This window comes from Streptomyces sp. NPDC025618 (assembly GCF_055558795.1).
This window is the reverse complement of the sequence record NZ_JBVHLW010000024.1, coordinates 20783-47429: the sequence shown is the minus strand read 5'-3', so window position 1 is coordinate 47429 and position 26647 is coordinate 20783. Positions and strand designations below refer to the sequence as shown.

Here is a 26647-nt window from a genome sequence, read left to right as displayed (position 1 = left end):
GATGACCTCCTCGACTGACTCCCCCGCCACGGCCGTCGTCCCCGGCATATCCCCGGTCCTCGCCGAGGTCGTACGTTCCGGCTTCGTCGAGGGCCACCACCGCGGCTCGCTGGTGGTGCTGGCGGCCGACGGCAGCGTCGAGCTGGCGCTGGGCGACGTGACCGCGCCCGTCTACCCGCGCTCCGCGAACAAGCCGATGCAGGCGGCCGCCGTGCTGCGGGCCGGTCTCGAGCTCTCCGGTGAGCGGCTGGCGCTGGCCGCGGCCAGCCACTCCGGAGAACCGTTCCACCTTGAGCTGGCGCGGACGATGCTCAAGGAGTTCGGCCTCGCCGAGGACGTCCTGCAGACCCCGCCCGACCTGCCCCTCGACCCCGTCGAGGCGGAGGCGTACCTCGCGGCCGGGCACGTCCGCGACCGCGTCACCATGAACTGCTCCGGCAAGCACGCCGCCATGATCGCGGCGTGCGCCGTCAACGGCTGGGACACCGCCTCCTACCTCGCCGCCGACCACCCGCTCCAGCGGCTCGCCCTCCAGGTCGTGGAGGAGACGAGCGGCGAGCGCGTCGCCCACGTCGGTACGGACGGCTGCGGCGCGCCCCTGATGGCGATCTCCCTCACCGGCCTCGCGCGGGCCTTCCGCACCTTCGTCCTCGCCGAGCCGGGCACCCCGGAACGCCGGGTCGCGGACGCGATGCGCGCCCACCCCGAGTACGTCGCCGGCACGCGCCGCGCCGACACGTGGCTGATGCGCGAGGTCCCCGGCGCCCTCTCCAAGATGGGCGCCGAAGCGGTCCAGGCCGTGGCCCTCCCCGACGGCCGCGCCCTCGCCTTCAAAATCGACGACGGCGCGCTGCGGGCGACGGGGCCGGTGCTCGGTCGTGCGCTGTCCTTGCTGGGCGTGTCCGTGCCGGCGGTCGCCCGGATGTCTTCGGTGCCTCTCCTTGGCGGGGCGGTGCGGGTGGGCGAGATCCGCGCGGCGTTCTGATCCCACGGGTCGCTACGGGGGGTTCGTGGCGGGGTACGTCTGATGTGCGGCTCCGCCGCGGGGGGGCTCGCGCCTCAGGCCCCGGCGGCGGGTGGGTGGGCGCCTGCGGCGGGCTTTTTCCCCTACCCGCCCCTTCCCGGCTGCGTCTGATGTGCGGCTCCGCCGCGTGGGGGGGCAAGCCCCCAGACCCCCAGCAACACGCTTCGCGCGTTGTCCTCGAACTCCCCCAGCTACCTCCCCCAGAGGTGCCCCCAACGGGCTGAAAGCGAACCCCGAAGCGGACACGTCCCGCACTCGCCCCCCGGCACCCACCACAACCCAAGCCCGGCCGGCGATTGAGGCCACCCCACAGAAAGCCACAACCAACCCGCACCCAGCAACGGCCAACCCGAAACCGGAAGATCACGCTTGACCTCAAGCAAACTTGAGGTACCAAGCTTCTGGTCATCAGCCAGAGCCGGTCATCCCACCGGCACAAATCCTCCGGGGGACCCCATGTCCGAGAACACCTACCGCCTCGCCGTCGTCATCGCCTCCACCCGGGAGGGCCGCTTCGCGACCACCATCTCGAAGTGGTTCGAGGCACGGCTCGCGGAGCGCGGCGATGTCGAGGTCGACATCATCGACCTCGCCGAGCACCCGCTGCCGATGCACCTCTCCAGGGAGCTGTCCCCGGAGGACGCCGCGGCGCTGGGCGCGGTGACCCCGCGGCTGGAGCGGGCCGACGCCTTCGTGATCCTCACGCCGGAGTACAACCACAGCTACCCCGCGCCCCTGAAGAACCTCATCGACTGGCACTACTCGCAGTGGCGCGCCAAGCCGGTGGCGTTCATCTCCTACGGCGGCCTCTCCGGCGGCCTGCGCTCCGTCGCGCACCTGCGCCCGGTCTTCGCGGAACTGCACGCGGTGACCATCCGCGAGACGGTCAGCTTCCACAGCCCCTGGGGCAAGTTCGACGAGAACGGCGCGCACATGGACGTGGAGGCGGGCAATGCGGCGGCGGGGGCGGCGAAGGTCATGCTCGATCAGCTGGCGTGGTGGGCGCTTTCGCTCCGCGAGGCGCGGGCGGCTCGGCCGTATGGGGCGTGAATTTGTCTGCGGGTCGCTAACGCCTCGCGGTTCGGGTGGCCTCAATCGCCGGCCGGGCTTGGTTCGTGGGGTTCGCCGTTGCCTGGTGCGGCTTGTGTGAGCCTGCGGCGGGTGCGCCCGTCTTTTGCATTCAGCCCGTCCGGCGATTGAGGACAACGCGCGAAGCGTGTCGGGGGGTCCGGGGTCTCCCCGGTTTCGGGAAGGGGCGGGTAGGGGAAAAGCGCCGCAGGCCAACGAACCGCAGCCGGGGGGCCTGGGGCACGCGCTCCCACGCGGCGGAGCCGCACATGAGATGAGACGCAGCCGGGAAGGGGCGGGGTAGGGGAACAAAGCCCGCCGCAGGCGCCGGCCCACCCGTGTAACTTGGCGAGCACCCCGTCCCACCAGGAGAAACCCATGCCCGCCCACCCCCACCGCCGCCGCCTGCTCTACGTCACCGACCTCGCCTACGAGGCCAAAGGACGCCGCTACTGCGACGAGGACATCTTTCTCTCCTCCCGGCTGCGCCAGGAATTCGACATCGCCCTCTGCCACCCCCTGGACGCCGCCGCGCTGATGGCGGACTTCGACGCGGTCGTGGTCCGCAACAGCGGCCCCGTGCTGCACTACCAGGCCGCGTACGACGATTTCCGCGCGCTCGCCGAGAAGCACGGGGTGCGGGTCTACAACCAGCTGTCCGGCAAGGCCGACATGGTCGGCAAGCAGTATCTCCTCGACCTGACCGCCGCCGGTTTCCCCGTCATCCCGACCATCGACGAAGCGCGGGACGTCGACCGCCTGCCGGAGGCGGACGAATACGTGGTCAAGCCGAAGCTCGGCGCGGATTCCATAGGTCTGGAATTCGTCTCCGGGGACCGGCTCGCGGAACTGCCTTACGGGGACGTCCTCGTGCAGCCGCGCATTCCCTTCGCCTACGAGGTGTCGTTCTACTTCGTCGACCGGGATTTCCAGTACGCCCTCTACGCGCCGCGCCCCGACCGGCGCTGGGAGCTGGAGGCGTACGAACCCACCGCCGCGGACCTGGAATTCGCGCAGCGGTTCGTCGACTGGAACGGCATCGACCACGGCATCCAGCGCGTGGACGCCTGCCGGGCGCCCGGCGGTGAACTCCTCCTGGTGGAACTGGAAGACCTCAATCCGTATCTCTCCCTGGACCTGCTGGAGCCCGCGGCCCGGGACGCGTTCGCCGCGAGCATGGCGGCCTCGCTCCACAGGCTGATCGCCGCGGACTGACAGCCACGGACCGATCGCCGCGGGATGGACCGCGGACGAACTCCCGTCCGGGCCCGTCGGGTAGTGTGGGCGACTCAGGCAGTACGCGACCGAGGAGGTGAGACCCATTACCGCAGTTCAGGTAGGGCGCTCTCCCCTCGTGGCCGTACGGCCCGCCCCGCGCGGGTGAGCCGCGAGAGCGCCCTTCGGATTCCCGGAAGGCCCTCATGTCCGCTCTTGCTCCCCTCGTTTCCCCCTCCTCCGTCGTCACCCGGCTGCGTGCCGCGGGCTGTGTCTTCGCCGAGGACGAGGCCCGGCTGATCCTCGCCACGGCCCGCACGCCCGACGACGCCGCCCGCATGGTCGACCAGCGGGTCGCCGGTCTGCCGCTGGAACACGTCCTCGGCTGGGCCGAGTTCTGCGGCCTGCGCATAGCCGTGGATCCGGGCGTCTTCGTGCCCCGGCGGCGTACGGAACACCTCGTCCGGCGGGCCGCCGCCCTGTCCGGCGGCCACTCCCCCGTGATCGTCGACCTGTGCTGCGGCTCCGGCGCGGTCGGCGCCGCGCTCCTCGCGGCCCTGCCCGGCGCCCGGTTGCACGCCGCCGACATCGACCCGGCCGCCGTGCGCTGCGCCCGCCGCAATCTCGCGGCGGGCGTCCCGGTCCACGAGGGCGATCTCTACGCCCCGTTGCCCGCCGCGCTGAGGGGCCGCGTCGACGTCCTGGTGGCCAACGCGCCGTATGTACCCACCGAACAGATCGAGTTCCTGCCGCCCGAGGCGCGCGTCCACGAGCCCCACGTCGCGCTCGACGGCGGCTCGGACGGCCTCGCGGTCCAGCGCCGCGTGGCCGCGGAGGCCCTCGCCTGGCTGGCGCCCGGCGGCCATCTCCTGGTCGAGACGAGCCGCCGCCAGGCCGCCGCCACGGCCGCCTGGTTCACCCGCGCGGGCCTGCTCACCGAGGTGAGCCACGACGAGGACCTCCACGCCACGGTGGTCTCGGGCCGGCGCCCCTGAAGCCGACGCCCGCCCCGTCAGGCCACCCGCTGGCCACCGCGCATGAGGTGACTGCCTGCCAGTCACCAGACGCGCCAGTACGCCGGCTCCGCGCCGTTCCGGGCCGCGGGGCGGGTCCGTGATCTTCAAGGCCGGTGCCGCGGCCCGCGCCGCGCACCGGAGCGAGGGCGTGGGCCGTGCGGAGGCGTGGGCCGTGCGGAGGCGTCAGCCGACCCGCTCCGCCAGGAAGTCCTCCCATGTCCGCCTGCCCACGAGGGCCCCTTCGAGCGTCAGGTTCGCCCCGGCGCGATAGGCGCGGCCGACCTTTCCCGGCATGCGGACCGGCAGCGTCAGCCGCCGCTTGCCGCGCGCCCGCAGATATCCGTGGGTCAGCTCGGCGAACCCGTACACCGCCGGCCCGGCCAGGTCCGGCACCAGGCCCGCCGGCTCGCCGAGGGCCAGCTCCACGAGCCGGGCGGCCACCTCGCGGGAGTCGACCGGCTGCCACCGGAGCCCGCCCGGCGCGGGGACGACCGGCATCTTCGCCATCTTCCCCGCCACGGTCAGGGCCAGGTCGTGGAACTGGGCCGCGCGCAGCGTGGTCCACGGCAGGCCCGATCCGGCCACGGCCCGCTCCGCGCCCAGCTTGGAGCGGAAGTAGCCCAGCGGGATCGTGTCCGCGCCGATGACCGAGATGTAGACCAGATGCCGCACCCCGGCACCCACCGCGGCCCGCACCAGATTCCGGGTCGCCTCGTCGTCACCCTTGGCGCCGCCCGCGAGGTGCAGCACGACCGAGGCTCCGGCCACCGCGGCGTCGACGCCCTCGTCCTTGAGCAGGTCGCCGGTCACGTACTCGACGCCGTCCACGGACGCGTGGACGCCTCTGCTGAGTACCCGCACCTCGCGGCCCGCCGCCCGCAGCAGGGGGACGACATGGCTCCCCAACGTGCCCGTGCCGCCGGTGACCAGGATGGTCGATGTCATGGCTGCTCCCCATCTCGTCGCGTTCCGCGGATCCACAGCGATGACTCCTGGCGGGACGGGAATGTGACGGGACGGTCCGGAGCGGACCCCTTGGGGCCTGTGACGTGAACCACATCCCCGACGTGTCACGGTTCGCCGGTGCGCTGTGTCTGATGGGCGTACGAGGAGAGGAACGGGATCAGCCATGAGCGAGGACGCCTTCAGCGAGCACCGGCCGCTGCTGTTCACCATCGCCTACGAGATGCTGGGCAGCGCGGCCGACGCCGAGGACGTGCTCCAGGAGAGCTATCTGCGCTGGAGCGCGGTCGACCCGGCCACGGTCGAGCACCCGCGGGCCTACCTCGTCCGCGTGGTGACCCGGCAGGCGCTCAACCACCTGCGGACGGTGAAGGCGCGGCGCGAGGAGTACGTCGGCAGCTGGCTGCCCGAGCCGATCCGCACCGCGCCCGAGGTGAGCGAGGACGCGATCCTGGCCGAGTCGGTGTCGATGGCCATGATGCTCGTCCTGGAGACGCTGGGCCCGGCCGAGCGCGCGGTGTTCGTGCTGCACGACGTGTTCGGCTACACCCACGGCGAGATCGCCGCCTCGATCGGCAAGACCGAGGTCACCGTCCGGCAGATCGCCCACCGGGCCCGCCGGCACGTGCACGCGCGGCGGCGCCGCTTCGAGCCCGACTCCGCCGCGAGCCGGGAGGTCGTCCAGCGCTTCCTGCTCGCGGCGACGACCGGTGAGGTGCAGGCGCTGATGGACCTGTTGGCGCCCGACGTCGTGCAGATCTCCGACGGCGGCGGAAAGGTCGTCGCCGCCCGCCGCCCGATCACCGGCAGCGCCGATGTCGCCCGCTTCGTCATCGGCGTGCTCCGTACGACGACCGCGGCGACGCGCGTCGAGCACGCCACGTACAACGGCATGCCCGCGGCACGGTTCGTCACCGGCGGCGAGCTCGACTGGCTCGTCGCGTTCGAGATCCACGACGGGCGGATCACGGGCCTCTACGGCATGCGCAACCCGGACAAGCTGCACCGCGCCGAAGCGGTGCTCCCACTCGACAGAGGAGACCACCAGCCGTGGAAACCATGACTGTTGAACGTGTCATCGACGCCCCGATCGAGGACGTCTTCGCCTGGCTGACCACGACGACCAACTACACGAAGTCGCCCCTGGTGGTCCGCTGCCGGCTGACCCGGCGGGGCGAGTCCGCGCCGTACGGCCTCGGCGCGGTGCGCAGCCACCTCTGGCTGATCGGCTGGTTCCGGGAGCGCATCACCCTCTACGAAGCGCCGTACGCCACGGAGTACGTCGTCGACCGCTGCTTCCCGCCGGCGAGGCACGAACTCGGCCGCATGACCTTCACCGAGACCGACGCGGGCACCCACGTCCGCTGGACCACGCGCGCCGAACTCCCCATCCCCCTGATCGGCCCCGCCCTCACGCGCCGCGCGGTACGCCCGATCCTGACGCGCACGTTCACGAACATCCTCGAAGCGGCGGAAAAGGCCCTGACCCGCCCCGCCGGCCGGCCGGCTCAGGTCTGACACCGCCGCCCCGTCGAGGAAGGCACGGCGACAGCGGATTGTTCGGAGGATGTGGGCGTGCTTCCGCGCCCTCGCGAACAACGTCAAAAGACAGAGAACGGGGCGAAGATGACGCGCAGTCGCGCTCAGGATCCGAACGTCTGCGGAGTGACCGCCGCGATCGCCGTGATCGACGGCAAGTGGAAGAGCGTCCTGCTCTGGCTGCTGGAGTCCGGTCCGCAGCGGCCCGGCGAGCTGCGGCGGCAGCTGCCGGGCCTCAGCGAGAAGGTGCTGACCCAGGCGCTCCGTGAAATGGAGGCGGACGGTCTGGTGCACCGGGAGGTGCACGACGTGCTGCCGCTGAAGACCGTCTACTCCCTGACCGGTTTCGGCAGAGATCTCTCCGAGGCCCTCGCCCCGCTCTCCGACTGGGGCCACCGCCGGCTGGAGAAGCTCGCCGGGGCCCGTTCGGCCTCCTGACGCGCGTCCCTTGAGCCGGCACGGGACAAAACCGGAGTCACGCGCGGTGTTCGACGCCGAGTTCCGTCAGCAGCCCGCGGACACGGCGTTCGATCTCGTCGCGGATCGGGCGTACGGCCTCCACGCCCTGACCGGCGGGGTCGTCGAGCTTCCAGTCGACGTAGCGCTTGCCGGGGAAGTTCGGGCAGGCGTCCCCGCAGCCCATGGTGATCACTACGTCGGAGCGCTCGACCGCCTCCTTTGTGAGGACCTTCGGGGATTCGGCGGAGATGTCGATGCCGACCTCCCGCATGGCCCGCACGACGGCCGGGTTGACGGTCTCGGCGGGGGCGGATCCGGCGGAGCGGACCTCGACGCGGCCGGCGCCGAGGCGGGCGAGGAAGGCGGCTCCCATCTGGGAGCGTCCGGCGTTGTGGACGCAGACGAACAGCACTGACGGCTTGGTCTCAGGCACGGAGAGAACCTTCCGGGGCGGCGGCCGGCAGGCCGGGGGCGGGCGAGGGGAAGAAGCGCCGCGCGGCGAGTGCGACGTGGACGAGGCCGATGAGGACGGGGACCTCGATCAGCGGCCCGACGACTCCGGCGAGGGCCTGCCCGGAGGAGGCGCCGAAGGTGGCGATGGCGACCGCGATGGCCAGCTCGAAGTTGTTGCCCGCCGCGGTGAACGCCAGCGTCGTCGCCCGTGGGTGGTCCAGCCCGGCGGCGCGGCCCAGCGCCATCGAGCCGGTCCACATGAGGGCGAAGTAGGCCAGCAGCGGCAGCGCGATCCGCACGACGTCCCACGGCCGGGAGGTGATCGCGTCACCCTGGAGCGCGAAGAGCACCACGATGGTGAACAGCAGCCCGTAGAGCGCGAACGGACCGAGGCGGGGGATCAGCTTTGTCTCGTACCAGGTGCGGCCGCGCGCCTTCTCGCCGAGGCGGCGGGTGAGGAACCCGGCGGCGAGCGGAATGCCCAGGAAGATCAGCACGCTGCGGGCGATCTCCCACACCGAGACGTGCAGTCCGGCGGTCTCCAGGCCGAGCAGGCCGGGCAGGACCGAGATAGAACCAGCCCAGCGCGGAGAACGCGAGCACCTGGAAGACCGAGTTCAGGGCGACGAGGACGGCGGCGGCCTCGCGGTCCCCACGGGCCAGGTCGTTCCAGATGATCACCATGGCGATGCACCGGGCCAGGCCGACGATGATCAGCCCCGTGCGGTACGCGGGCAGGTCCGGCAGGAACAGCCAGGCCAGGGCGAACATCACGGCAGGGCCGACCACCCAGTTCAGCACCAGCGACGGGATCAGGAGGCGGCGGTCACGGGTGACGGTGTCGAGGCGGTCGTAGCGGACCTTGGCCAGCACCGGGTACATCATCACCAGCAGGCCGAGCGCGATCGGCAGCGAGACCCCGGTGACCGTGACCTTCGCCAGCGCCTCCCCCAGCCCCGGGACGGCGCGGCCCAGGCCGAGACCGGCGCCCATCGCGGCGAGGATCCACACGGCCAGACAGCGGTCGACGAAGGACAGCCGGGCCGCGACCGGCGCCGGCGCGGTCACGAGGAGACCTCGACCGGACCGGGCAGGGACTCGCCTGCGGGGCGGGTGAGGATCCCGGCGAGCCGGTCGGTCATCTCCGGCAGCAGCCGGTAGTACACCCATGTGCCCCGGCGCTCGGAGGTGATCAGCCCGGCCTCGCGCAGGAGCTTGAGGTGGTGGGAGATCGTCGGCTGCGACAGGTCGAACGCCGGGGTCAGGTCGCACACGCACACCTCACCGCCCGCGCGCGAGGCGATCATCGACAGCAGCCGCAGCCGGACCGGGTCCCCCAGGGCCTTGAAGACCCTCGCGAGCTCCACCGCCTGGTCCTCGGCGAGCGGCGCGGTCAGCAGACCGGGACAGCAGCCGTCGGGGCCCTCCTGTCCGAGCGCCACGAACTCTTGATTCGACATACTTCTATGTTGATGTTCTTCGATCCAAGGCGCAACCTTGCATTGAAATCGATCGATACAGGCCCGGAGCGGTGACAGCCGCCGCACCGAGGATCAGCCCGCGGCGTGCGCCTTGGTGTCGTCGACCGGCCCCTGCGCGACGGGCCGGACCGGACCCTGACGGCACGAGCGATCCCCCCCTCCGGCGGGGCCGTCCTTCCGCAGGCGGGCGCTCAGGCGAGGAGTCCGGCGAGTCGGGCCATCTCGGCGGGCGGGTCGACCACCGGTTGGATGAGGAGCTCATCGACGCCTGCCTCTTCCAGGGCGGCGACGCGGGTGCGGAGGTCGTCGCGGGTGCCGACGAGGGCCACGCTGTCCATCAGCGACGGCAGGACCAGGTCCCGGTCCTGCGGCGCGATGCGTCCGAGGTAGTTGGGGTAGAGCTTGGTGTACCGGTCCGGCGCGGTGGCGGTGGTGCCACGCCGGTCGAGGAGTTCCCGCACCGCCTCGCGTGGGCCGGGGCCGAGCCGTCCGGCGAAGGCCGGCGTGTCGGCGGCGAAGTCCAGCAGCGACAGGACGAGATGACCCGTCGCGTCCCGGGCCGCGTCGCTGTCGGGGGCCTCGTCGCCGCGCAGCAGGTGGAGCGCGGTGACCACATAGGAGTACACGCGGAAGCCGGGGTCGCGGAGCGTGCCGTGGGCGGCTCGGTGGCGGGCTTCGTGCAGCGCGTGCCAGGCGGTGGGGTCGAGCAGGCCGAAGGAGATGAGACCGGCGCCGCGGCGGCCGGCGACGGCGGCGGCTTCGGGCCCGTGCAGCGCGGCCACGACGAACTCGATCGGATCGGTGGTGTTCACGTGCGCCCCGGCGTGCAGGAACCGGATGTCGCGGACCCGGTCCCCTTCGCGGTACCCGGTCGAGCGCCCGGCACACAGATCCTGCAGCGCCGCGGTGAAGTCCTCCAGCGCGGCCGCCGTGCTCGGCCGCATGCCCAGAGCGCGCCGGGCGGTGTTCCCGGTGCCGACCCCGCAGATGATCCGGCCCGGCGCCAGGGCGTTGAGACTGGCGAAGGCGCTCGCCGCGGCCGGTGCCGAGCGCAGCGCCGGTGAGGTCACGCCGACGCCGAGCCGGATGCGACGGGTGGCCTTCGCACACAGACTCAAGGCGACGAAGGGGTCACCGTGGACCATCGGGGTGTCATTGACCCAGAAGCTGCGCAAGCCCAACTCCTCGGCCCGCACGGCGAGATCCTCCACACCGGGGCGCGCGGCGACCACGACACCTGCACGCATCGAACCTCCCAAGCACGAGGACCGGACCGGGCCTCCTCATGCTGGCAGCTCCCAGGGCCGAAGCCCATGACCCTGACACGGTCGGCGGAAGCACCAGGACAGCTCGACGGGCGGCCCTCATACCGCCGCCCACTCCTCCTCCGCGCACACCCCCCGGAAAATCGCGATGCGTGTGGCGACGGACCTTGATACGGTCCCCGACATGTTCATGTGCACCGCCCAGAGCTGGTTCTTCAAGCCCCGCAGCGCCGCCTAGCGGCAAGCTGCGACCAGCGTTCCGACAGCTTCGCCGCATTCCGCTTCCCCGCCGGTGCGGTGCTTGACGCTGCCCGGCTCCGATGATGATGCACACCGCGGAGCACGTTTCATGAACGACCAGAACCACCACGACCACCCCAGCGATCTGCGCGATCTCCTCCCTCCGGTCGAGCCGACCCTGACGGCCGCCCCCGTCGAACTGACGCGGTGGGTCACCCGGCACGCCTCCCGGCTGTCCGGTCTCGGTCCCGGAGCGAACCTGGAGGCCCCGCTCGACGACCTGGAGCCGCTGCGCGACCTCGTCGGCGGCGCCCGCGTCGTCGCGCTCGGCGAGAACTCCCACCAGATCCGCGAGTTCGCCCTGCTGCGCCACCGCGTCCTGCGTTTCCTCGTCGAGGAACTGGGCTTCACCGTCCACGCCATGGAGTACGGAGCCGCCGAGGGCCGCGCCGTGGACGCCTGGCTCCAGGGCGGGCCCGGTGACATCGACGACCTCCTGGCACCCGGGAGCAGCGGAGACCAGGGCGACAGCGCCGAGGGCGAAGGCAAGCGCGTCATCAAGGGCTTGGGCCTGCCCGTCGAGTGCCGGGACACCCTGCGGTGGCTACGCCGCCACAACGCCGACGCCGCGCACCCGGTCCGCTTCGTCGGCTGCGACATCCCCATGGCCGGCGGCTCGCTCGCGCCCGTACTGGAGCCGGTCGCCGCCTACCTGACCACCGTGGACCCCGGCGCGCTGCGCTTCCTGGACACCGCGTTGGAGATCTCCGAGCCGATCGCGGGCGGGACGGTCATGGTGCCCGCCTATGCCAGGCTCGACCTGGACCCGGCGGTGCAGGACCGCCTCACCACCGCGCTCGCCCGGCTGCTGGGCCGCTTCACGGACCTGCGCGAGATCTACACCGAGCGCGGCGGCCTCACGGCCTACGAAACCGCGCTGTCGGACGTCCGCGCGGCGGTGACCACCGACCGGGCCCAGCGCGCCATGGCCGAGGCGCTCGCGGGCGCGCCCGACGGCCCGAACTTCGCCGCCCGGGAACGCTGTCTGGCCGACACGCTGCTTGAATTCCTGGAGCGGTCCGGGCCCGGTACGCGCGTCGTCCTCGTCGGGCACAACGCCCATATCCAGCGGTCGGCCAACCAGCCCGGCCCACTGGCGGTGACGCCCATGGGCAATCTGCTCTCCAGGGCGCTCGGCGCGGACTACGTTCCCCTGGCGCTGACGAGCAACGGCGGCGAGACGGTGGAGAACCTGCCCGACCGGGACAACCCGCTCGGGATGCGCTGGGGCAGGGCCGCGACCCCTGAGGCCGCGCCGGACAGCGTCGAAGCGCTCTTCGCGGGTGTCCCCGGGCAACCGGCCCTGGTGGACGCGCGGGCGTTGCGCGCGTACGCGCGTCGCCACTCGCTGCCGGAGCCCGTCCGCACCCGAGTGGACACCGCGTTCATCGAGATCCCCGTCCTGGAGGCGTTCGACGGGATCATCTGCGTCCCTGACACCACCCTCAGCGCCGACACCCCGCAGTAAGCGGCAGGAGCACGGGCAGGGCGGGCCGTTCCGTACGCGTCACGGACGGCCCGCCGCGCCTGCCATGTGCTGTGCGGCCGGCCCCTTCCCGCGTGAGCTGTTGAGGGGCGCGGCATCTTGCGGAAGCATGCGGCCGTAGCCGGCCGCGGTGGTACCGGAGGCGCAGGCGCCGGCGATGCCCATGGAGGGGCCCCGAGCGCCGGTGTCGAGGCAGACGCTCGCCGCGGCGGCGTTGGCCGCAGGCGGCGGACTGCCAGGTGGACTTGGCGCCGATGCCACCGGCGCTGATGATGCCCAGGCCGGTGACCGCCGCCGCGAAGGGGGTACGGGTGGCCGTGCTCACCGCACACCCGCCGCCGCGTCGAGTCTGGCCGCGTCGATCGCCGTGACCAGGCCGGCCACGGTGTCGCTGGTGCTGAGGGCCACCTGTTCCAGATCGACGCCGAAGTGCTCCTCGGCCACCGTCCGCAGCTCCTCCAGCGCCACAGAATCCAGGGACAGGTCCCGCGAGGCGCGGTCGGCCTCGACGCGGCCGGCCGTCAGCGGCGGGTCTCGATCCGTAGGTCGCCGGTGGTCACCCGGCGGATGGGCTCGCTCGCCAGCAGCTCGTGCGGCTGGCCGAGGTCGATCGCGCCCGCCGCGTCGAGCCGGGCCAGCTGGGTGTCCGTCAGCTCGACCGTCAGAGCGCCCAGGTTGTCCTCCAGCTGGGCGGGGGTGCGGGCGCCGAGCAGCGTGCTCGTCACGCCCGGCTTCCGCAGCGTCCAGGCCAGCGCCACCTGGGCCGGGGTGTGCCCCAGCTCCCCGGCCAGCTCCCGGACCACTCCGGCCACGCCGAGGCTTCGTTCGGTGAGGGTGCCCAGGGCGAGGTTGTGGCTCCGGCGGGTGCTCCCGTCGGGGCCGGCGCCCGTCGCGCCCACGTCCCGCCGGCCGTACTTGCCGCTGAGCACCCCGCCGCCGAGCGGCGAGTACGGGACCACGCCCAGGCCCAGCTCCCGGGCCATCGGGATCAAGTCGCGCTCCGCGGTGCGTTCGATCAGGCTGTACTCGACCTGCAGCGCGACCAGCGGCGACCAGCCGCGCAGGTCCGCGATCGCCTGCATCCGGGACACCTGCCAGGCCGGGGTGTTGGAGATCGCCACGTACAGCACCTTGCCCTGCCGGACCAGGTCGTCCAGGCCGCGCAGCACCTCCTCGACCGGCGTCCGGAAGTCCCAGACGTGCAGATACAACAGGTCGAGGTAGTCGGTGCCCAGCCGCCGCAGGCTGCCCTCCACCGAGCCGAACAGCGCCTTGCGGTGCCCGCCCCCGGAGTTCGGGTCGCCGGGGCGGCGCAGGGTCGAGTACTTGGTGGCCAGCACCAGACGTTCGCGCTCCTCGTGGGCGAACTCGCCGAGCAGGCGCTCGGAGCTGCCCTCGGTGTAGGTGTCGGCGGTGTCGAGGAGGTTGCCGCCGAGCCCGACGTAGCGGTCGAACAGCTTGCGGGCCTCGGCCCGTTCGGCGCCCCAGCCCCATTCGGTGCCGAAGGTCGCCGTGCCCAGGGCCAGCGGTGAGACCCGCAGTCCCGAGCGGCCCAGCAGCCGGTAGTCGTCCAATGCCAGTGCCATCAGGTTCTCCTGTGCTCGCGTGTGCTCGCGTTCCGTTGCCGGACCGAGTCTGCGGCGGCGGCCGCCCCCGGATAAGGGAGGGAACTTCCTGGGAAGGCCGGTCCCACCCTGGCGGTTGGAGCGGTCATGACGACATCAACCGTGGACACCACCGAGGAACTGGCCGCCTTCCTGCGCGGCAGGCGCGAACGGCTGGACCCGGAGCGGCTGGGCCTGCCCGCGCACCGGCGGGCCCGGCGGACGCCCGGACTGCGCCGCGAGGAGGTCGCGGAGCTGGCCGGGGTCAGCACCGACTACGTGGTCCGGCTGGAGCAGGGCCGGGGGCTGCGGCCCTCCGCGGAGGTGCTGGCGGCGCTGGCCCTGGCCCTGCGGCTGGCGCCCGGCGAACGCGACTACCTCTTCGACCTGGCCGGCCGCCGCCGCCCCGGCGGCACCGGCGGCGGGGCGGCCGCTGGCCCGGCGCCGTCGCTGGCCCGCCTGGTCGACGACCTCTCCCCGCTGCCCGCCGTACTGATGGACCACCGCTACGACCTGCTGGCATGGAACCCCGAAATGGCCCGGCTGCTACCGGACTTCGACGCCGTGCCGCCGGAGCGGCGCAATGCCATGTGGCTCTGCCTGCTGCACCCGCCGATGCGCGGCTTCTACGCCGACCGCGAGTCAACGCTGCGCGACGGTGTCGCCCACCTGCGCGCGGCCTGGGCCGCCCACCCGCAGGACCGGGCACTGGCCGGCCTGATCGCCGAATTCATCGCACAGGACGAGGATTTCGCGCGCCTGTGGGCCGAGCGGGAGGTCCGCGTGAACGGCCGCGGCCGCAAGCTGCTGCGGCACCCGGCTGTCGGGGCGATCGCCGTCGATTTCGAGGTCCTGCTCCCGCTGGAGGACCCGGAGCTGCGGCTGCTGGTCTACCGCGCCGCGGACCAGGAGAGCCGCGCGTCCCTGGACCGGCTGTGCGCGCGGTGACGGTCGCCCGGGACCGGGGCCGCCCGGCGCTTCGGCGAACACAGACACCACCGACACTTTTGCAAGCAGGCGCTTGCAAAAGTTAGCAACATGCGGCAGCATCGACCGCATGGGATCACTCAACGTCGGCAATCTCGGTGAGTATCTGCGGGAGCAGCGGCGCAACGCGCAGCTGACGCTGCGGCAGCTCGCCGATGCCGCGGGGGTGTCCAATCCGTATCTCAGCCAGATCGAGCGCGGCCTGCGCAAGCCGAGTGCCGAGATCCTCCAGCAGCTCGCGAGGGCGCTGCGGATCTCCGCCGAGACCTTGTACGTGCAGGCCGGGATTCTCGACGAGCGGGAGAGGGGCGACGCGGAGGTCCGCAGTGTGATCCTCGCCGACCCCGCGATCAATGAGCAGCAGAAGCAGGTGCTGCTCCAGATCTACGAGTCCTTCCGTAAGGAGAACGGGCTCGCGACGGACGACGACAGCAAATCTTCGAGCTGACCGGGAGACCATCGCCATGGCCACCACCCAGGATTTCCGCAAGGCCGCGACCGACACCGCGTACGCGGCCGCCGGCGCCGCCGACCTCACCTTCGAGGTTGTCGGGCAGGTCATCGCCGAGGCCCCGCAGCGCTTCGAGCAGCTGCGGAACACCGACCCCAAGGCCCTTCAGCAGAAGGTGACCCAGCGGGCCAAGGAGACGCAGGCCACGGTGACCGCCAAGTTCACCGAGATCGTCAACACCTTCGACACCGACGCGAAGAAGTTCGGCCAGTCCGCCCAGGACCTGCTGCTCCAGGGCGTCGGCCAGGCCGTGGGCTACGCGGCGAAGGCCGGCGAGCAGTACGAGAAGCTGGCCGAGCGCGGCCGCGTCGCCGTGAAGACCTGGCGCGGCGAGGCCGCCGACGAGGTCGCCGACATCGCCGTCGCCATCGAGCCGGAGAGCGAGCCCAAGCCCGCCGCCGACGCGCAGGACGCCGACGCCAAGCCCGCCGCGGCACGGAAGCCCGCCGGCGCCCGCAAGACCGCGGCGGCCCCCAAGAAGACGGACGCCAAGTCCGACGACCAGTAGGCAAGGGCGGGCCGGGGAGCGGTCCGGGCGGTGTGTCACGTGCCCGGACCGTTCTCCCGGTACCGTGGCGGGCGCAAGCGCCCGTAATGGAACGACCTTGAGGTGAGCCACGTGTTGGTTGACGGGTTCGGCAGCGCCATCGGCTGGCTCGCGGAATGGCTCCCCAGGGTGCTGTGCCTGTTCGCGCTCGCGGCGATCGTCGACGCGGCCACCACCCGCGAGGACGCCTTCCGCGCGGCGGACAAGCAGACGAAGCGCTTCTGGATCACGGTCATGGCCCTGGCCGCGCTTGTCTCCGGGCTGCCGTCGGCGCGCTATCTGGGCGGCGGCTGGGCCGCGCTCGCGGGCATCTTCGGCGGCCTCGGCTTCCTCCTGATCCTCGCTGCCCTCATCGCCACCATCGTCTACTACGTGGAGGTACGGGCGACGCTCAAGCGGATCAACGGCCGGCGGAGCTGGCCGAAGCGCGGCCCCCGCGGGGGCGGCAGGTATTGATCCGCGGACGGCCCGGTGCCCCGCGCCACCGCCGCGCGCCGCTGCCCTCAGGGCGCCCCGCCGCGGGCGGCGGTCCGGGCTCGGCCGCACCGGCCCAGCGGGCCCCGCTCAGCCGCGGTCCAGCAGGAGCACCGCCAGATCGTCCGTCAACTCGCCGCCGTTCAGCGCCCGTACCTCCGTCACCGCCGCGTCGAGCAGCGCCTCACCGGCCAGCCCGTCCTTGACCTGACGGGTGACCAGCTCGACGATGCCCTCCTGGCCCAGGCGCCGCGCGCCCTCGCCGATCCGGCCCTCGATCAGGCCGTCGGTGTACATCATCAGGCTCCAGCGGCCGCCCAGTTCGATCTGCCGGCGCGGCCAGCGGGCGCGCCGGAGCAGGCCGAGCGCGGGGCCGCCGCTGTCCTGCGGCAGCAGGCGCGGGGCCTGGCCGGGGCGTACGAGCAGGGGCGCCGGGTGACCCGCCAGGCTCAGTCCGGCGCGGCGCCCGTCAGGCGATATGTCGACGGCGCACAGCGTCGCGAACGTCTCCTCGTCCGCGCGCTCGTGCTCCAGCACCTCCTGGAGGGTGGACAGCAGCTCGTCGCCGCACAGCCCGGCGAGCGTCAAGGCCCGCCACGCTATGCGGAGTTCGACGCCGAGCGCGGCCTCGTCCGGGCCGTGGCCGCTGACGTCGCCGATCATCGCGTGGACGGTGCCGTCGGGCGTCCGCACGGTGTCGTAGAAGTCGCCGCCGAGCAGCGCGCGGCTGCGGCCCGGCCGGTAGCGGGCGGCGAACCGCAGGTCCGAACCGGCCAGCAGCGGCGTCGGCAGCAGGCCGCGCTCCAGCCGGGCGTTCTCCTGGGCACGCAGCCGGGACTCGGTCAGCTGGTGCTGGGCGAGGTCCGCGCGTTTGCGCTCGACGGCGTAGCGGATGGCCCGGCTGAGCACCCGCCCGTCGAGCTCGTCCCGGAAGAGATAGTCCTGCGCCCCCACGCGTACGGCCTCGGCGGCCCGCTCGGCGTCCGTCTCCGCGGTGAGCGCGAGGACGGCGTGCCGGGGCGCGAGGCGCAGCACCTGGCGCAGGGTGTCCAGCTCGTCCCGGGGCTCGGGCACGTGCGCCTCGCCGTCGCCCGCGCAGCCGGCGGTGACACAGGCCGGCTCGCAGACCCGGTCGGGGGCGGGCAGGGCGAGGTCGAGAAGGATGCAGTGCACGTCGTCGGTGAGCAGCCGCTCGGCCTCGGTGAGGTTGCGGGCGGTACGGATGCGGACCGGCTTGCCCGCCGGACCCGACATCTCGGCCATCTCGGGCATGGACAGCGAGCCGCCGGGGTCGCTCTCGATCACCAGCAGGGTCAGCCCGGCGTCGAGCGGGGTCGCCTCCGCAAGCCTCGGCGCGGGTACGGACATGGTGACGGCTTCCTTCCGTTCCCCCCGAGAACATGGCGCCCACCGATCGGTGAGCGCCGAACGCGACCCTAGCGGCCGTCGCGTTCGAACGGAATGGAACGGGGCCACTCGCCGCTGTCATATGCGCTTGTCTGGGCGGCATTTGGCGCGTGAGGGGAGAAACACGCAATGAGAAACGTCACCCCTGCGGGTGGTCGGGGTCACATTGCGGGGCTTTTGCCTGGCGGTGGCGGTGGCCGTGGGGCGGGGGCGCCTGCGGCGGGCTTTTCCCCTACCCGCCCCTTCCCGGAACTGGGGCTGCCGCCCCAGGCCCGCAACACGTTTCGCGCGACGCGGCCGCAGGGGGTCCGGGGGCTTGCCCCCAGTTCCGGGAAGGGGTGGGACTGGGGAAAAACCCACGATCACCCAGGCCGCACAACCCCCAGCACCGGCATCGTCCCCGCCCCGGCCAGCGTCACCTGCCGCCCAGGCCGCGGCGCATGCACGATCGTGCCGTCCCCCACGTACATCCCCACATGGCTCGCGTCCGCGAAATAGATGATCAGGTCGCCGGGCCGCATGTCCTTCACGTCCACCTTGGGGAGCTGCCGCCACTGCTCCTGCGAGGTCCGCGGAATGGCCCGGCCGGCCGCGGACCATGCCTTGAGGGTGAGGCCGGAGCAGTCGTAGGTGTCCGGGCCCTCCGCGCCCCAGACGTAGTTCTTGCCTATCTGGGCCGTCGCGAAGGCGACCGCGCGCTTGCCGTCGTCGGAGGCCGTGGCGCCGGCGCCGGCCACGCCCTTCACCGGCTGGGAGGCGAGCCATTTCCGCTGGTCCTCGCGGGCGCGGTCCTCCTCCAGTTTCCGCAGCCGTTCCTTCTCCTTCGCCTCCAGCCGCGATTCCAGCTCCTTGGCGGCGGCCAGCTTCGCCTCGATCTCCTTCTTCGCGGACTCCTTCTTCTTCCGCTCGCCGTCCAGCGTCTTCCAGCGCTCGCCGGCGGCCTTGGCGTAGCCGTCCAGGGCCTTCTGGGTCTCCGCCTGCTGGGCGATCACGCCGCGGGTCGCGGCCTCGCCCTTGTGGGCGAGCGCGATGCCGTCGAGGAAGGTCTTCGGTGAGGAGGAGAAGAAGAGCCGCGCCTGAGGCGGCATGCCGCCGTCGCGGTAGCGGGCCCGGGCCAGGGCGCCGGCCTGGTCCTTGAGCCGGTTCATCCGCTCCTGCGCGGCGGCCGAGGAGCGGGCGAGCTCGGCGATGGATTTCTCCTGGAGGCGCTGCTCCTCACCGGCCGCGTTGTAGGCGTCGGTGGCGGCCTCCGCCTGCCGGTAGAGGCCCTCCACCTCCTTGTGGACGTCTTCGAGGCCGCGCGGCGGAGGGCTGGGGTCCGCGTACGCCGCGCCTGGCAGGAACGCGACCCCGGTCACGGCCACCACACAGACCAGGGCCGTCGTCGCGATCAGGCGGCCGCCGCCCCCGGGCGTCCCCGTGCCCCCGCTGTCCGTACCCCTGCCGTGCCACCTCACAGGCCACCTCCGCGGCTTCCGCCCTCAGGGCTGACATAGCGTCACGCGAGAAACGGATGCTGTCACGGCGACCGGAAAACGGACAGAGACCTGCGTCACACTGGTCGCAAACCAGCCGTCCGACCGGCTACCACCCTGACCGGTGAGGTTCACCCTCCGTTCACCCTGCCCCATCGACCGCTTCACCTGTTCTGCCTAATTTCGGTCGTAGAGGGTGCGGGTCCCGGGCATGCGGGGCCGCAGCGGAACGGCTGAACCGCACCGACGACCTCTCGCACGCCGCCCCAGCGGCGGCTCCCGGAAGGAATTCCCGAAAAGTGAAGCTTCAGCGCAAGAACCGGCTCCGCGCCGTCGCCTTCGGCGCCATCGCCGTCTCCGGCGCCCTGGTCCTCACGGCGTGCGGTTCGGACAACAACAGCGGCGGCGACACCGGCAGCGGCGGCGCCACCAAGGCCGCCGGCAACATCAAGTGCGACGGCAAGGGCCAGCTGCTGGCCTCGGGCTCGACCGCGCAGAAGAACGCCATGGACCTCTGGGTCAAGAACTTCATGGCGGCCTGCAAGGACATCCAGATCAACTACAAGCCCACCGGTTCGGGCGCGGGCATCCAGGAGTTCCTCCAGGGCAAGACCGCCTTCGCCGGCTCCGACTCCGCGCTGAAGCCGGAGGAGGTCACCAAGTCCAAGAGCGTCCTCAAGGGCGGCCAGGGCATCTCCCTCCCGATGGTCGGCGGCCCCATCGCGATCGGTTACCACCTCTCGGGCGTGGACAACCTGGTCCTGGACGCGGACACCCTCGCCAAGATCTTCGACGGCAAGATCGAGAAGTGGAACGACCCGGCGATCGCCAAGCTCAACAAGGACGCCAAGCTGCCGGACACCAAGATCCAGGCGTTCCACCGCTCGGACGAGTCCGGCACCACGGAGAACTTCACGAAGTACCTCAAGGCCACCGCCGACAAGTCCTGGCCCTACGCTCCCGCCAAGGCGTGGGCGGCCAAGGGCGGCCAGTCCGCCGACGGCTCCGCCGGTGTCTCCTCGCAGGTCAAGCAGACCGAGGGCGCCATCTCCTACTTCGAGCTGTCCTACGCCACCGCCAACTCGATCAAGACGGTGAAGCTCAACACCGGCGCCGCCGCCCCGGTCGAGGCCACCTCGGACAACGCCTCCAAGGCCATCGCCGAGGCGAAGATCGTCGGCACCGGCCAGGACCTCGCGCTCCAGCTCAACTACAACACCAAGGCCGAGGGCGCCTACCCGATCACCCTGGTGACCTACGAGATCGCCGGTGACAAGGGCAACAAGGCCGACACCCTCGCCGCCACCAAGTCCTTCCTGACCTACATCGCGAGCGAGGACGGCCAGTCCGTCCTCAAGGGCATGGGCTACGCCCCGCTGCCCACCGAGATCGCGAAGAAGGTCCGCGAGAACATCGCGAACCTCTCCTGACCCCGTGTGCGGCCGGACCCTCAGCGGGCGTCCGGCCGCACCGTCCGGTGCACCGCCGCGCCAGGAGAGCGGCCGGCCTCGGCCGCCCTCCGCAGACCGGAGACAACCCCATGGACATACCCCGCACGACCGCAGCGGGCCCACCCGGCCCCGCGGCCCCCGCGGAGCGGCCGAAGTCCGCCGCCCGCGCCGGTGACCGCGTCTTCCTCGCCCTCTCCCGGGGCTCGGGAATCCTGCTGCTGGTGATCATGGCCGCCATCGCGGTCTTCCTCACCGTCCGGGCCGCAAGCGCCCTCTCGCACGACCACGGCAACTTCTTCACCACCTTCGAGTGGAACGCCAACGCCACCCCGCCGGTCTTCGGCATCGCGGTCCTGGCCTTCGGCACGATCGTCAGCTCGCTGATCGCGATGGTCATCGCGGTCCCCGTCGCCATCGGCGTCGCGCTCTTCATCTCCCACTACGCGCCGCGCAGGCTCGCCACCCCGGTCGCGTACGTGATCGACCTGCTCGCCGCCGTCCCGTCCATCGTGTACGGCCTGTGGGGCGCCCTCTTCCTGGTGCCGCACCTCGGCGGGCTCTACAGCTGGCTCGACGACTACTTCGGCTGGACCGGCGTCCTCGCCTACCACGACGGCGCCGCCCGCTCGCTCTTCACCATCGGCATCCTGCTGGCGATCATGATCCTGCCGATCGTCACCAGCGTCAGCCGCGAGGTCTTCCTCCAGGCCCCGAAGATGCACGAGGAGGCGGCGCTGGCGCTCGGCGCCACCCGCTGGGAAGTGATCCGGATGTCGGTGCTCCCCTTCGGCCGGTCCGGCGTCATCAGCGCCTCGATGCTCGGCCTGGGCCGCGCGCTCGGCGAGACCATGGCCGTCGCGACCGTCCTCTCCCCCAGCTTCGTCATCGGCAAGAGCCTGCTCGACCCGGGCGGCGGCACGTTCGCGCAGAACATCGCGAGCAGCTTCAAGGAGTCCGGCGAGATCGGCAAGGACGCCCTGATCGCGTCCGGCCTGGTCCTGTTCCTGCTGACCCTGCTGGTGAACGGCGCGGCACGGATGATCATCGCGCGTCGCAAGGAGTACTCGGAATGAGCGACGTGACGATCGACTCGCCGCGGGTCGCCGACCAGGCCCCGCTGCCCCGTACGAGCCTGCGCCAGCCGCGGCTGCCGCGCTGGGCACCGCCCGCCGTCGCCGCGGCCTCGGCCGCCATCGGCATCGCGATCGGCCTCGGCGCCGGTCTGAGCAGCCGGATCCAGTGGGGCCTGATCGCCGCGCTCCTCTTCGTCCTCGGGATGTACGGCCTCGCCGCCCGCGTCGAGGGCCGCCGGCAGGCCAAGGACCGCCTGGCCACCAGCCTGGTGTGGGTCTGCTTCCTGATCGCCGTCGTCCCGCTGGTCTCCCTGGGCTGGGAGACGATCAGCCGCGGCTCGAAGGTCCTCGACGGCACCTTCCTCAGCCACTCGATGGCCGGCGTGCTGACCATCCAGCCCGGCGGCGGCGTCTACCACGCGATCATCGGCACGCTGGAGCAGGTGGGCATCGCCACCGCCATCGCGGCGCCGGTCGGCCTGCTGACCGCGGTCTATCTCGTGGAGTACGGGCGCGGGCGGCTCGCCAAGGTGGTCACCTTCTTCGTGGACGTGATGACGGGCGTCCCGTCGATCGTCGCGGGCCTGTTCGTGCTGAGCTTCTGGATCCTCATGCTCGACTTCGGCTACTCCGGCTTCGCCGGGTCGATGGCGCTGGCGATCCTGATGATGCCGGTGGTCGTCCGCTCCACCGAGGAGATGCTCAAGCTCGTGCCGAACGAGCTGCGCGAGGCGTCCCTCGCCCTCGGCGTGCCGAAGTGGCGCACGATCCTCAAGGTCGTCCTGCCCACGGCCATCGGCGGCATCGCCACCGGTGTGACCCTCGCGATCGCCCGCATCGCGGGCGAGAGCGCCCCCATCGTCCTCCTGGTCTTCGGCTCCCAGGTGATCAACAACAACCCCTTCGACGGCGCGCAGTCCTCCCTGCCGTACTACATCTACGAGCAGTGGGCCGCGGGCAACGAGGCCAGCTACGACCGCGCCTGGGCCGCGGCCCTGGTGCTCATCGCCTTCGTCATGATCCTCAACCTGATGGCCCGCGGCATCGCCCGCTGGAAGGCCCCGAAGCGTTGATATGCGGCTCCGCCGCGTGTCCAGCCGCTGACGCGGTTACCGGTTTACGAAAGAAGCAGTGATTCCCATGGCCAAGCGCATCGACGTCGGCGGCCTCAACGCCTACTACGGCAACCACAAGGCCATCGAGGACATCTCGATGACCGTCGAGCCCCGCTCCGTGACCGCTTTCATCGGACCCTCCGGCTGCGGCAAGTCCACCTTCCTGCGCACCCTCAACCGGATGCACGAGGTCACCCCGGGCGGCCGCGTCGAGGGCAAGGTGATGCTCGACGACGAGAACCTCTACGGGCCCGGCGTCGACCCCGTCTCCGTACGCCGCACGGTCGGCATGGTCTTCCAGCGCCCGAACCCGTTCCCCACCATGTCGATCTACGAGAACGTGGCCGCGGGCATCCGCCTCAACGGCGGCCGGGTCCGCAAGGCCGACATGGACGCGATCGTGGAGAAGTCGCTCCGGGGCGCCAACCTCTGGGCGGAGGTCAAGGACCGGCTGAACAAGCCGGGGGCGGGCCTCTCCGGCGGTCAGCAGCAGCGCCTGTGCATCGCGCGGGCGATCGCGGTGGAGCCGCAGGTGCTGCTGATGGACGAGCCCTGCTCGGCGCTCGACCCGATCTCCACGCTCGCCATCGAGGACCTGATCGGCGAGCTGAAGGAACAGTTCACGATCGTCATCGTCACGCACAACATGCAGCAGGCGGCCCGCGTGTCGGACCGTACGGCCTTCTTCAACCTGGCCGGCGTGGGCCAGCCGGGCCGTCTCATCGAGATCGACGAGACGGCGCGTATCTTCTCGAACCCCTCCGTCCAGGCCACCGAGGACTACATCTCGGGCCGCTTCGGATAAGGACCGCCCTGCGGCGCTGCTTGGCGGTGCGAGCCCCTCGCCGGGCGGGCCGCTCCGCGTACGGGGCTTCCGGCCCGTCATCCGATTCCCGGGGGCCCCGCCCCCGACCCCGACCGCCTTACGGCGCTGCTTGGCGGTGCCGCCGCAAGGCGAAGGGCCCGCCCCCTGTCGGTAGCAGGGGGCGGGCCCGTCTGTTTGCGGGGGTCCGGGGGCGCAGCCCCCGAAACCAGCGGGTCCGGGGCGCGGCCCCGGGGGTCCCTCCACCCGGGTAACGGGCGGGCGGGAAGGTCAGCCGAAGGCCAGGAGCACGACCCAGTAGCTGAGCGCGGCCACGATCGCCGCGGCCGGCATGGTGATGAACCAGCCCATCACGATGTTCTTGGCGACGCCCCAGCGCACCGCGCGCGAGCCCTTCGTGGAGCCCACGCCCATGATCGCGGAGGTGATGACGTGCGTCGTGGAGATCGGCGCCTGGAACATGAACGAGGACGTGTACATCACGGACGCGGCCGTCGTCTCGGCGGCGAAGCCCTGCGGCGGGTCCAGCTCGATGATCCGGCGCCCGAGCGTCCGCATGATCCGCCAGCCACCGGCGTACGTACCCGCCGACAGCGTCAGCGCGCACGCGAGCTTGACCCACAGCGGGATCGCGTCGCCCTTGCCCTCGACATCGCCGATGACCAGGGCCATCACCACGATGCCCATGGTCTTCTGCGCGTCCTGCAGACCGTGGCCGAGGGCCATGCCGGCCGCCGAGACGGTCTGCGCGATACGGAAGCCGCGCTTGGCCTTGTGCGGGTTGGACTTACGGAACATCCACATGATCACGACCATCACGAGATAGCCGAGGATCAGGCCGACGAAGGGCGAGAGGAACATCGGGATGACGACCTTCTCGATCACACCCGACCAGATCACCGTGGTGCCGCCCGCGAGCGCCGCGCCCACCATGCCGCCGAACAGGGCGTGCGAGGAGGACGACGGAAGCCCGAAGTACCAGGTGATGAGGTTCCAGGCGATCGCGCCCACCAGCGCCGCGAAGAGGATGCCCATCCCCTTCTGGCCCTCCGGCGTGGCGATCAGGCCCTCGCTGACGGTCTTGGCGACGCCGCTGCCCAGGAAGGCACCGGCGAGGTTCATCACCGCCGCCATCGCGAGGGCCGCCCGCGGGGTCAGCGCCCGCGTGGAGACCGAGGTCGCGATGGCGTTCGCGGAGTCGTGGAAGCCGTTCGTATAGGTGAAGCCGAGCGCGACCCCGATGGTCACGACGAGAGCAAAGGTGTCCACCGGGGGTCAGGACTCCTTGACCGCGATGGTCTCGACCGTGTTGGCGACGTGCTCGAACGCGTCGGCGGCCTCCTCCAGCACGTCCACGATCTGCTTGAGCTTCAGCACCTCGATGGCGTCGTACTTGCCGTTGAAGAGCTGGGCCAGGAGCTTGCGGTGGATCTGGTCCGCCTGGTTCTCGAGGCGGTTCACCTCGATCCAGTACTCCGTGAGGTTTGTCATGGTCCGGAGGTTGGGCATGGCCTCGGCGGTGAGCTCGGCGGCCCGCGCGAGGACCTCGATCTGCTGCTCGACGCCCTTCGGAAGCTCCTCGACCTGGTAGAGCACGACCAGGTCGACGGCCTCCTCCATGAAGTCCATGATGTCGTCGAGCGAGCCGGCGAGGGTGTAGATGTCCTCGCGGTCGAACGGCGTGATGAAGGAGGAGTTCAGCTGGTGGAAGATCGCGTGCGTCGCGTCGTCCCCCGCGTGCTCCGCTGCCCGCATCCGCTCGGCGATCTCGGCTCGGGCGGACGCGTCCGCTCCGAGCAGTTCCATCAGGAGCTTGGAGCCCGTGACGATGTTGTCCGCGGACGCGGCGAACATGTCGTAGAAGCTCGTCTCCCTGGGGGTCAGACGAAAGCGCACGTGGGATCCTCGGGGTGCAGCGGATTCGGTCTCGTTGATGCTAGGCGCATCATCCGGCCACGGCTAACTGGCATTCCCTCAGTGTCGCCCATCGGGCAGAGTGCTCACGAAGGCAGGTACCGCCTCCGGCCACCGAATTCTGTACCATATACCTGCCGGGGGTATACGAGTGGGGTATACGCACCGACAGGGGCGACACCCTGGGCCCAGGACCGGACCAGCACCGGTGCACCCCGGACGCCGGCGCCGGGAAGGGACGACGGAGGACGCCATGACCACCACCGAAGCCGGGACCAGCACGACCGGTGCCGCGCCCTGCCACGGCGAGGCGCCCGGCGCGGACGCGCCGCCCGAGCAGGTCCAGGGGCACGGCCACGCCCACAACCACGGCCCGCACGGCTACAGCGACCAGAAGGACCAGCACCTCAAGCGCCTGCGCCGGATCGAGGGCCAGATCCGCGGCCTCCAGCGCATGGTCGAGGAAGACGTCTACTGCATCGACATACTCACCCAGGTGTCGGCGAGCACGAAGGCCCTCCAGTCCTTCGCCCTCCAGCTGCTCCAGGAGCACCTGCGGCACTGCGTGGCGGCCGCCGCGGTGAAGGGCGGCGACGAGATCGACGCGAAGGTGGCCGAGGCGAGCGCGGCGATCGCGCGGCTGCTCCGTACGTAGCGCCCGGCGCGCCATGCGTAGCGTCCGGTACGCCATGCCTGGGCGTCCGGCGCTCCGTGCGTAGCGCCCGGTGGCGGGCCGCGGACCGGCCGGACCGCTACTCGCCCCGCTTCTCCGCCGCCCGGACGACCTTCAGCACCTCGTCGATGCGGTCGGGGCTCAGGCGGTCCTCGTCCGCGCTCGAGGCCGCGATCATCAAATCGCCGTAGAGATCGATCTCGATGAGGGCCACGGGATCCGGCCCACCCGACGAACCGCGTCGCGAAACCACGTGATTCACCTCCTCGGGTTCTGGTTCCTCGGGTTATGGTTCTTCCGCTTACCAGCGTAGTGATCGGTACA

At 71.6% G+C, this 26647-nt stretch carries 28 protein-coding genes and 1 pseudogene; 17 read left to right on the top strand and 12 right to left on the bottom strand.

Translation table 11 applies throughout. The annotated features are described in order from the left end of the window. Window position 1 precedes the first annotated feature (1 nt). The 4 genes from ACZ4A5_RS20525 to ACZ4A5_RS20510 all read left to right on the top strand — a co-directional run bounded on the left by ACZ4A5_RS20525 (window position 2) and on the right by ACZ4A5_RS20510 (window position 4302). On the top strand, window positions 2-985 hold the full coding sequence (locus ACZ4A5_RS20525; protein ID WP_467585763.1) for an asparaginase: 984 nt from the start codon (window positions 2-4) through the stop codon (window positions 983-985). 495 nt (window positions 986-1480) lie between these two features. Then, on the top strand, window positions 1481-2074 hold the full coding sequence (locus ACZ4A5_RS20520; protein ID WP_467585759.1) for an NADPH-dependent FMN reductase: 594 nt from the start codon (window positions 1481-1483) through the stop codon (window positions 2072-2074). Between the two features lie 396 nt (window positions 2075-2470). Beyond that, window positions 2471-3307, top strand: a complete 837-nt coding sequence (locus ACZ4A5_RS20515; protein WP_467585756.1) for an ATP-grasp domain-containing protein — start codon at window positions 2471-2473, stop codon at window positions 3305-3307. 206 nt (window positions 3308-3513) lie between these two features. Further along, window positions 3514-4302, top strand: a complete 789-nt coding sequence (locus ACZ4A5_RS20510) for a putative protein N(5)-glutamine methyltransferase (RefSeq protein ID WP_467585752.1) — start codon at window positions 3514-3516, stop codon at window positions 4300-4302. Window positions 4303-4506: 204 nt separating this feature from the next. Here the strand turns inward: ACZ4A5_RS20510 and ACZ4A5_RS20505 are convergent, their stop codons facing one another. Beyond that, window positions 4507-5268: an SDR family oxidoreductase gene (locus tag ACZ4A5_RS20505; RefSeq protein WP_467585747.1), complete on the bottom strand. Its 762-nt coding sequence runs from the start codon at window positions 5266-5268 to the stop codon at window positions 4507-4509. Between the two features lie 184 nt (window positions 5269-5452). Here ACZ4A5_RS20505 and ACZ4A5_RS20500 point away from each other — a divergent pair, with 184 nt between their 5' ends. The 3 genes from ACZ4A5_RS20500 (at window position 5453) to ACZ4A5_RS20490 (ending at window position 7263) form a co-directional block, all read left to right on the top strand. Then, window positions 5453-6349, top strand: a complete 897-nt coding sequence (locus ACZ4A5_RS20500) for an RNA polymerase sigma-70 factor (protein ID WP_467585744.1) — start codon at window positions 5453-5455, stop codon at window positions 6347-6349. Continuing rightward, on the top strand, window positions 6337-6804 hold the full coding sequence (locus ACZ4A5_RS20495) for an SRPBCC family protein (RefSeq protein ID WP_467585741.1): 468 nt from the start codon (window positions 6337-6339) through the stop codon (window positions 6802-6804). Before ACZ4A5_RS20500 ends, ACZ4A5_RS20495 begins: the two co-directional genes overlap by 13 nt. Before the next feature lie 108 nt (window positions 6805-6912). Beyond that, on the top strand, window positions 6913-7263 hold the full coding sequence (locus ACZ4A5_RS20490; protein WP_467585737.1) for a winged helix-turn-helix transcriptional regulator: 351 nt from the start codon (window positions 6913-6915) through the stop codon (window positions 7261-7263). 37 nt (window positions 7264-7300) lie between these two features. On the opposite strand, the gene ACZ4A5_RS20485 is transcribed toward ACZ4A5_RS20490, so the two are convergent. From ACZ4A5_RS20485 to ACZ4A5_RS20470, 4 genes and pseudogenes are all read right to left on the bottom strand, one after another. Next, window positions 7301-7717 carry an arsenate reductase ArsC gene (locus ACZ4A5_RS20485; protein ID WP_467585734.1) on the bottom strand — a complete coding sequence of 139 codons (417 nt, stop codon included), beginning with the start codon at window positions 7715-7717 and terminating at the stop codon, window positions 7301-7303. Beyond that, a pseudogene (gene arsB / locus ACZ4A5_RS20480) lies at window positions 7710-8730 on the bottom strand (ACR3 family arsenite efflux transporter). Before arsB ends, ACZ4A5_RS20485 begins: the two are co-directional and overlap by 8 nt. A 71-nt stretch (window positions 8731-8801) precedes the next feature. Further along, window positions 8802-9197, bottom strand: coding sequence for an ArsR/SmtB family transcription factor (locus ACZ4A5_RS20475; RefSeq protein ID WP_467585731.1), 396 nt, complete (start codon window positions 9195-9197; stop codon window positions 8802-8804). A gap of 212 nt (window positions 9198-9409) precedes the next feature. Continuing rightward, a complete protein-coding gene (locus ACZ4A5_RS20470; RefSeq protein WP_467585727.1) occupies window positions 9410-10465 on the bottom strand; it encodes an LLM class flavin-dependent oxidoreductase in 1056 nt (351 codons plus the stop codon). A gap of 367 nt (window positions 10466-10832) precedes the next feature. Between ACZ4A5_RS20470 and ACZ4A5_RS20465 the strand changes: the two genes are divergently transcribed. Next, complete coding sequence (locus ACZ4A5_RS20465) at window positions 10833-12251, top strand: erythromycin esterase family protein (protein ID WP_467585724.1); 1419 nt, start codon at window positions 10833-10835, stop codon at window positions 12249-12251. A 339-nt stretch (window positions 12252-12590) separates the two neighbouring features. On the opposite strand, the gene ACZ4A5_RS20460 is transcribed toward ACZ4A5_RS20465, so the two are convergent. Both ACZ4A5_RS20460 and ACZ4A5_RS20455 read right to left on the bottom strand, forming a co-directional pair. Further along, the gene (locus ACZ4A5_RS20460) at window positions 12591-12737 is read right to left on the bottom strand and encodes a hypothetical protein (RefSeq protein WP_467585721.1); all 147 of its coding nucleotides are present in this window, start codon (window positions 12735-12737) and stop codon (window positions 12591-12593) included. Window positions 12738-12790: 53 nt separating this feature from the next. After that, complete coding sequence (locus ACZ4A5_RS20455) at window positions 12791-13855, bottom strand: aldo/keto reductase (RefSeq protein ID WP_467585718.1); 1065 nt, start codon at window positions 13853-13855, stop codon at window positions 12791-12793. Between the two features lie 126 nt (window positions 13856-13981). Here ACZ4A5_RS20455 and ACZ4A5_RS20450 point away from each other — a divergent pair, with 126 nt between their 5' ends. The 4 genes from ACZ4A5_RS20450 to ACZ4A5_RS20435 all read left to right on the top strand — a co-directional run bounded on the left by ACZ4A5_RS20450 (window position 13982) and on the right by ACZ4A5_RS20435 (window position 16374). After that, window positions 13982-14821 (top strand): helix-turn-helix domain-containing protein, encoded by an 840-nt coding sequence (locus ACZ4A5_RS20450; RefSeq protein WP_467585715.1) that lies wholly within the window; start codon window positions 13982-13984, stop codon window positions 14819-14821. A 109-nt stretch (window positions 14822-14930) separates the two neighbouring features. Next, a complete protein-coding gene (locus tag ACZ4A5_RS20445; RefSeq protein WP_398868247.1) occupies window positions 14931-15308 on the top strand; it encodes a helix-turn-helix domain-containing protein in 378 nt (125 codons plus the stop codon). Window positions 15309-15324: 16 nt separating this feature from the next. Continuing rightward, complete coding sequence (locus ACZ4A5_RS20440) at window positions 15325-15879, top strand: hypothetical protein (RefSeq protein WP_467585712.1); 555 nt, start codon at window positions 15325-15327, stop codon at window positions 15877-15879. Between the two features lie 111 nt (window positions 15880-15990). After that, window positions 15991-16374 carry a DUF2516 family protein gene (locus tag ACZ4A5_RS20435; RefSeq protein ID WP_398868249.1) on the top strand — a complete coding sequence of 128 codons (384 nt, stop codon included), beginning with the start codon at window positions 15991-15993 and terminating at the stop codon, window positions 16372-16374. Between the two features lie 108 nt (window positions 16375-16482). On the opposite strand, the gene ACZ4A5_RS20430 is transcribed toward ACZ4A5_RS20435, so the two are convergent. Next, window positions 16483-17760 (bottom strand): SpoIIE family protein phosphatase, encoded by a 1278-nt coding sequence (locus ACZ4A5_RS20430; RefSeq protein WP_467585709.1) that lies wholly within the window; start codon window positions 17758-17760, stop codon window positions 16483-16485. Between the two features lie 401 nt (window positions 17761-18161). Continuing rightward, window positions 18162-19256 carry a C40 family peptidase gene (locus tag ACZ4A5_RS20425; RefSeq protein ID WP_467585706.1) on the bottom strand — a complete coding sequence of 365 codons (1095 nt, stop codon included), beginning with the start codon at window positions 19254-19256 and terminating at the stop codon, window positions 18162-18164. 317 nt (window positions 19257-19573) lie between these two features. Here ACZ4A5_RS20425 and pstS point away from each other — a divergent pair, with 317 nt between their 5' ends. From pstS to pstB, 4 genes are all read left to right on the top strand, one after another. Beyond that, complete coding sequence (gene pstS / locus ACZ4A5_RS20420) at window positions 19574-20704, top strand: phosphate ABC transporter substrate-binding protein PstS (protein ID WP_467585702.1); 1131 nt, start codon at window positions 19574-19576, stop codon at window positions 20702-20704. Window positions 20705-20814: 110 nt separating this feature from the next. Then, window positions 20815-21798, top strand: a complete 984-nt coding sequence (gene pstC / locus ACZ4A5_RS20415) for a phosphate ABC transporter permease subunit PstC (protein ID WP_467585699.1) — start codon at window positions 20815-20817, stop codon at window positions 21796-21798. Then, complete coding sequence (gene pstA, locus ACZ4A5_RS20410) at window positions 21795-22871, top strand: phosphate ABC transporter permease PstA (protein ID WP_467585695.1); 1077 nt, start codon at window positions 21795-21797, stop codon at window positions 22869-22871. Before pstC ends, pstA begins: the two co-directional genes overlap by 4 nt. A gap of 67 nt (window positions 22872-22938) precedes the next feature. Next, window positions 22939-23718 (top strand): phosphate ABC transporter ATP-binding protein PstB, encoded by a 780-nt coding sequence (pstB, locus tag ACZ4A5_RS20405; RefSeq protein WP_467585692.1) that lies wholly within the window; start codon window positions 22939-22941, stop codon window positions 23716-23718. Window positions 23719-24006: 288 nt separating this feature from the next. On the opposite strand, the gene ACZ4A5_RS20400 is transcribed toward pstB, so the two are convergent. Continuing rightward, window positions 24007-25005: an anion permease gene (locus ACZ4A5_RS20400; protein WP_398868256.1), complete on the bottom strand. Its 999-nt coding sequence runs from the start codon at window positions 25003-25005 to the stop codon at window positions 24007-24009. A gap of 6 nt (window positions 25006-25011) precedes the next feature. Beyond that, a complete protein-coding gene (locus ACZ4A5_RS20395) occupies window positions 25012-25632 on the bottom strand; it encodes a DUF47 domain-containing protein (protein WP_311613856.1) in 621 nt (206 codons plus the stop codon). Between the two features lie 271 nt (window positions 25633-25903). On the opposite strand from ACZ4A5_RS20395, the gene ACZ4A5_RS20390 reads away from it, so the two are divergent. Beyond that, the gene (locus ACZ4A5_RS20390) at window positions 25904-26305 is read left to right on the top strand and encodes a metal-sensitive transcriptional regulator (protein ID WP_467585682.1); all 402 of its coding nucleotides are present in this window, start codon (window positions 25904-25906) and stop codon (window positions 26303-26305) included. A 97-nt stretch (window positions 26306-26402) separates the two neighbouring features. Here ACZ4A5_RS20390 and ACZ4A5_RS20385 read toward each other — a convergent pair whose 3' ends face one another. Continuing rightward, entirely contained in the window at window positions 26403-26576 is a 174-nt protein-coding gene (locus tag ACZ4A5_RS20385) for a hypothetical protein (protein ID WP_467585676.1), read from the bottom strand. Between the last annotated feature and the right edge of the window lie 71 nt (window positions 26577-26647).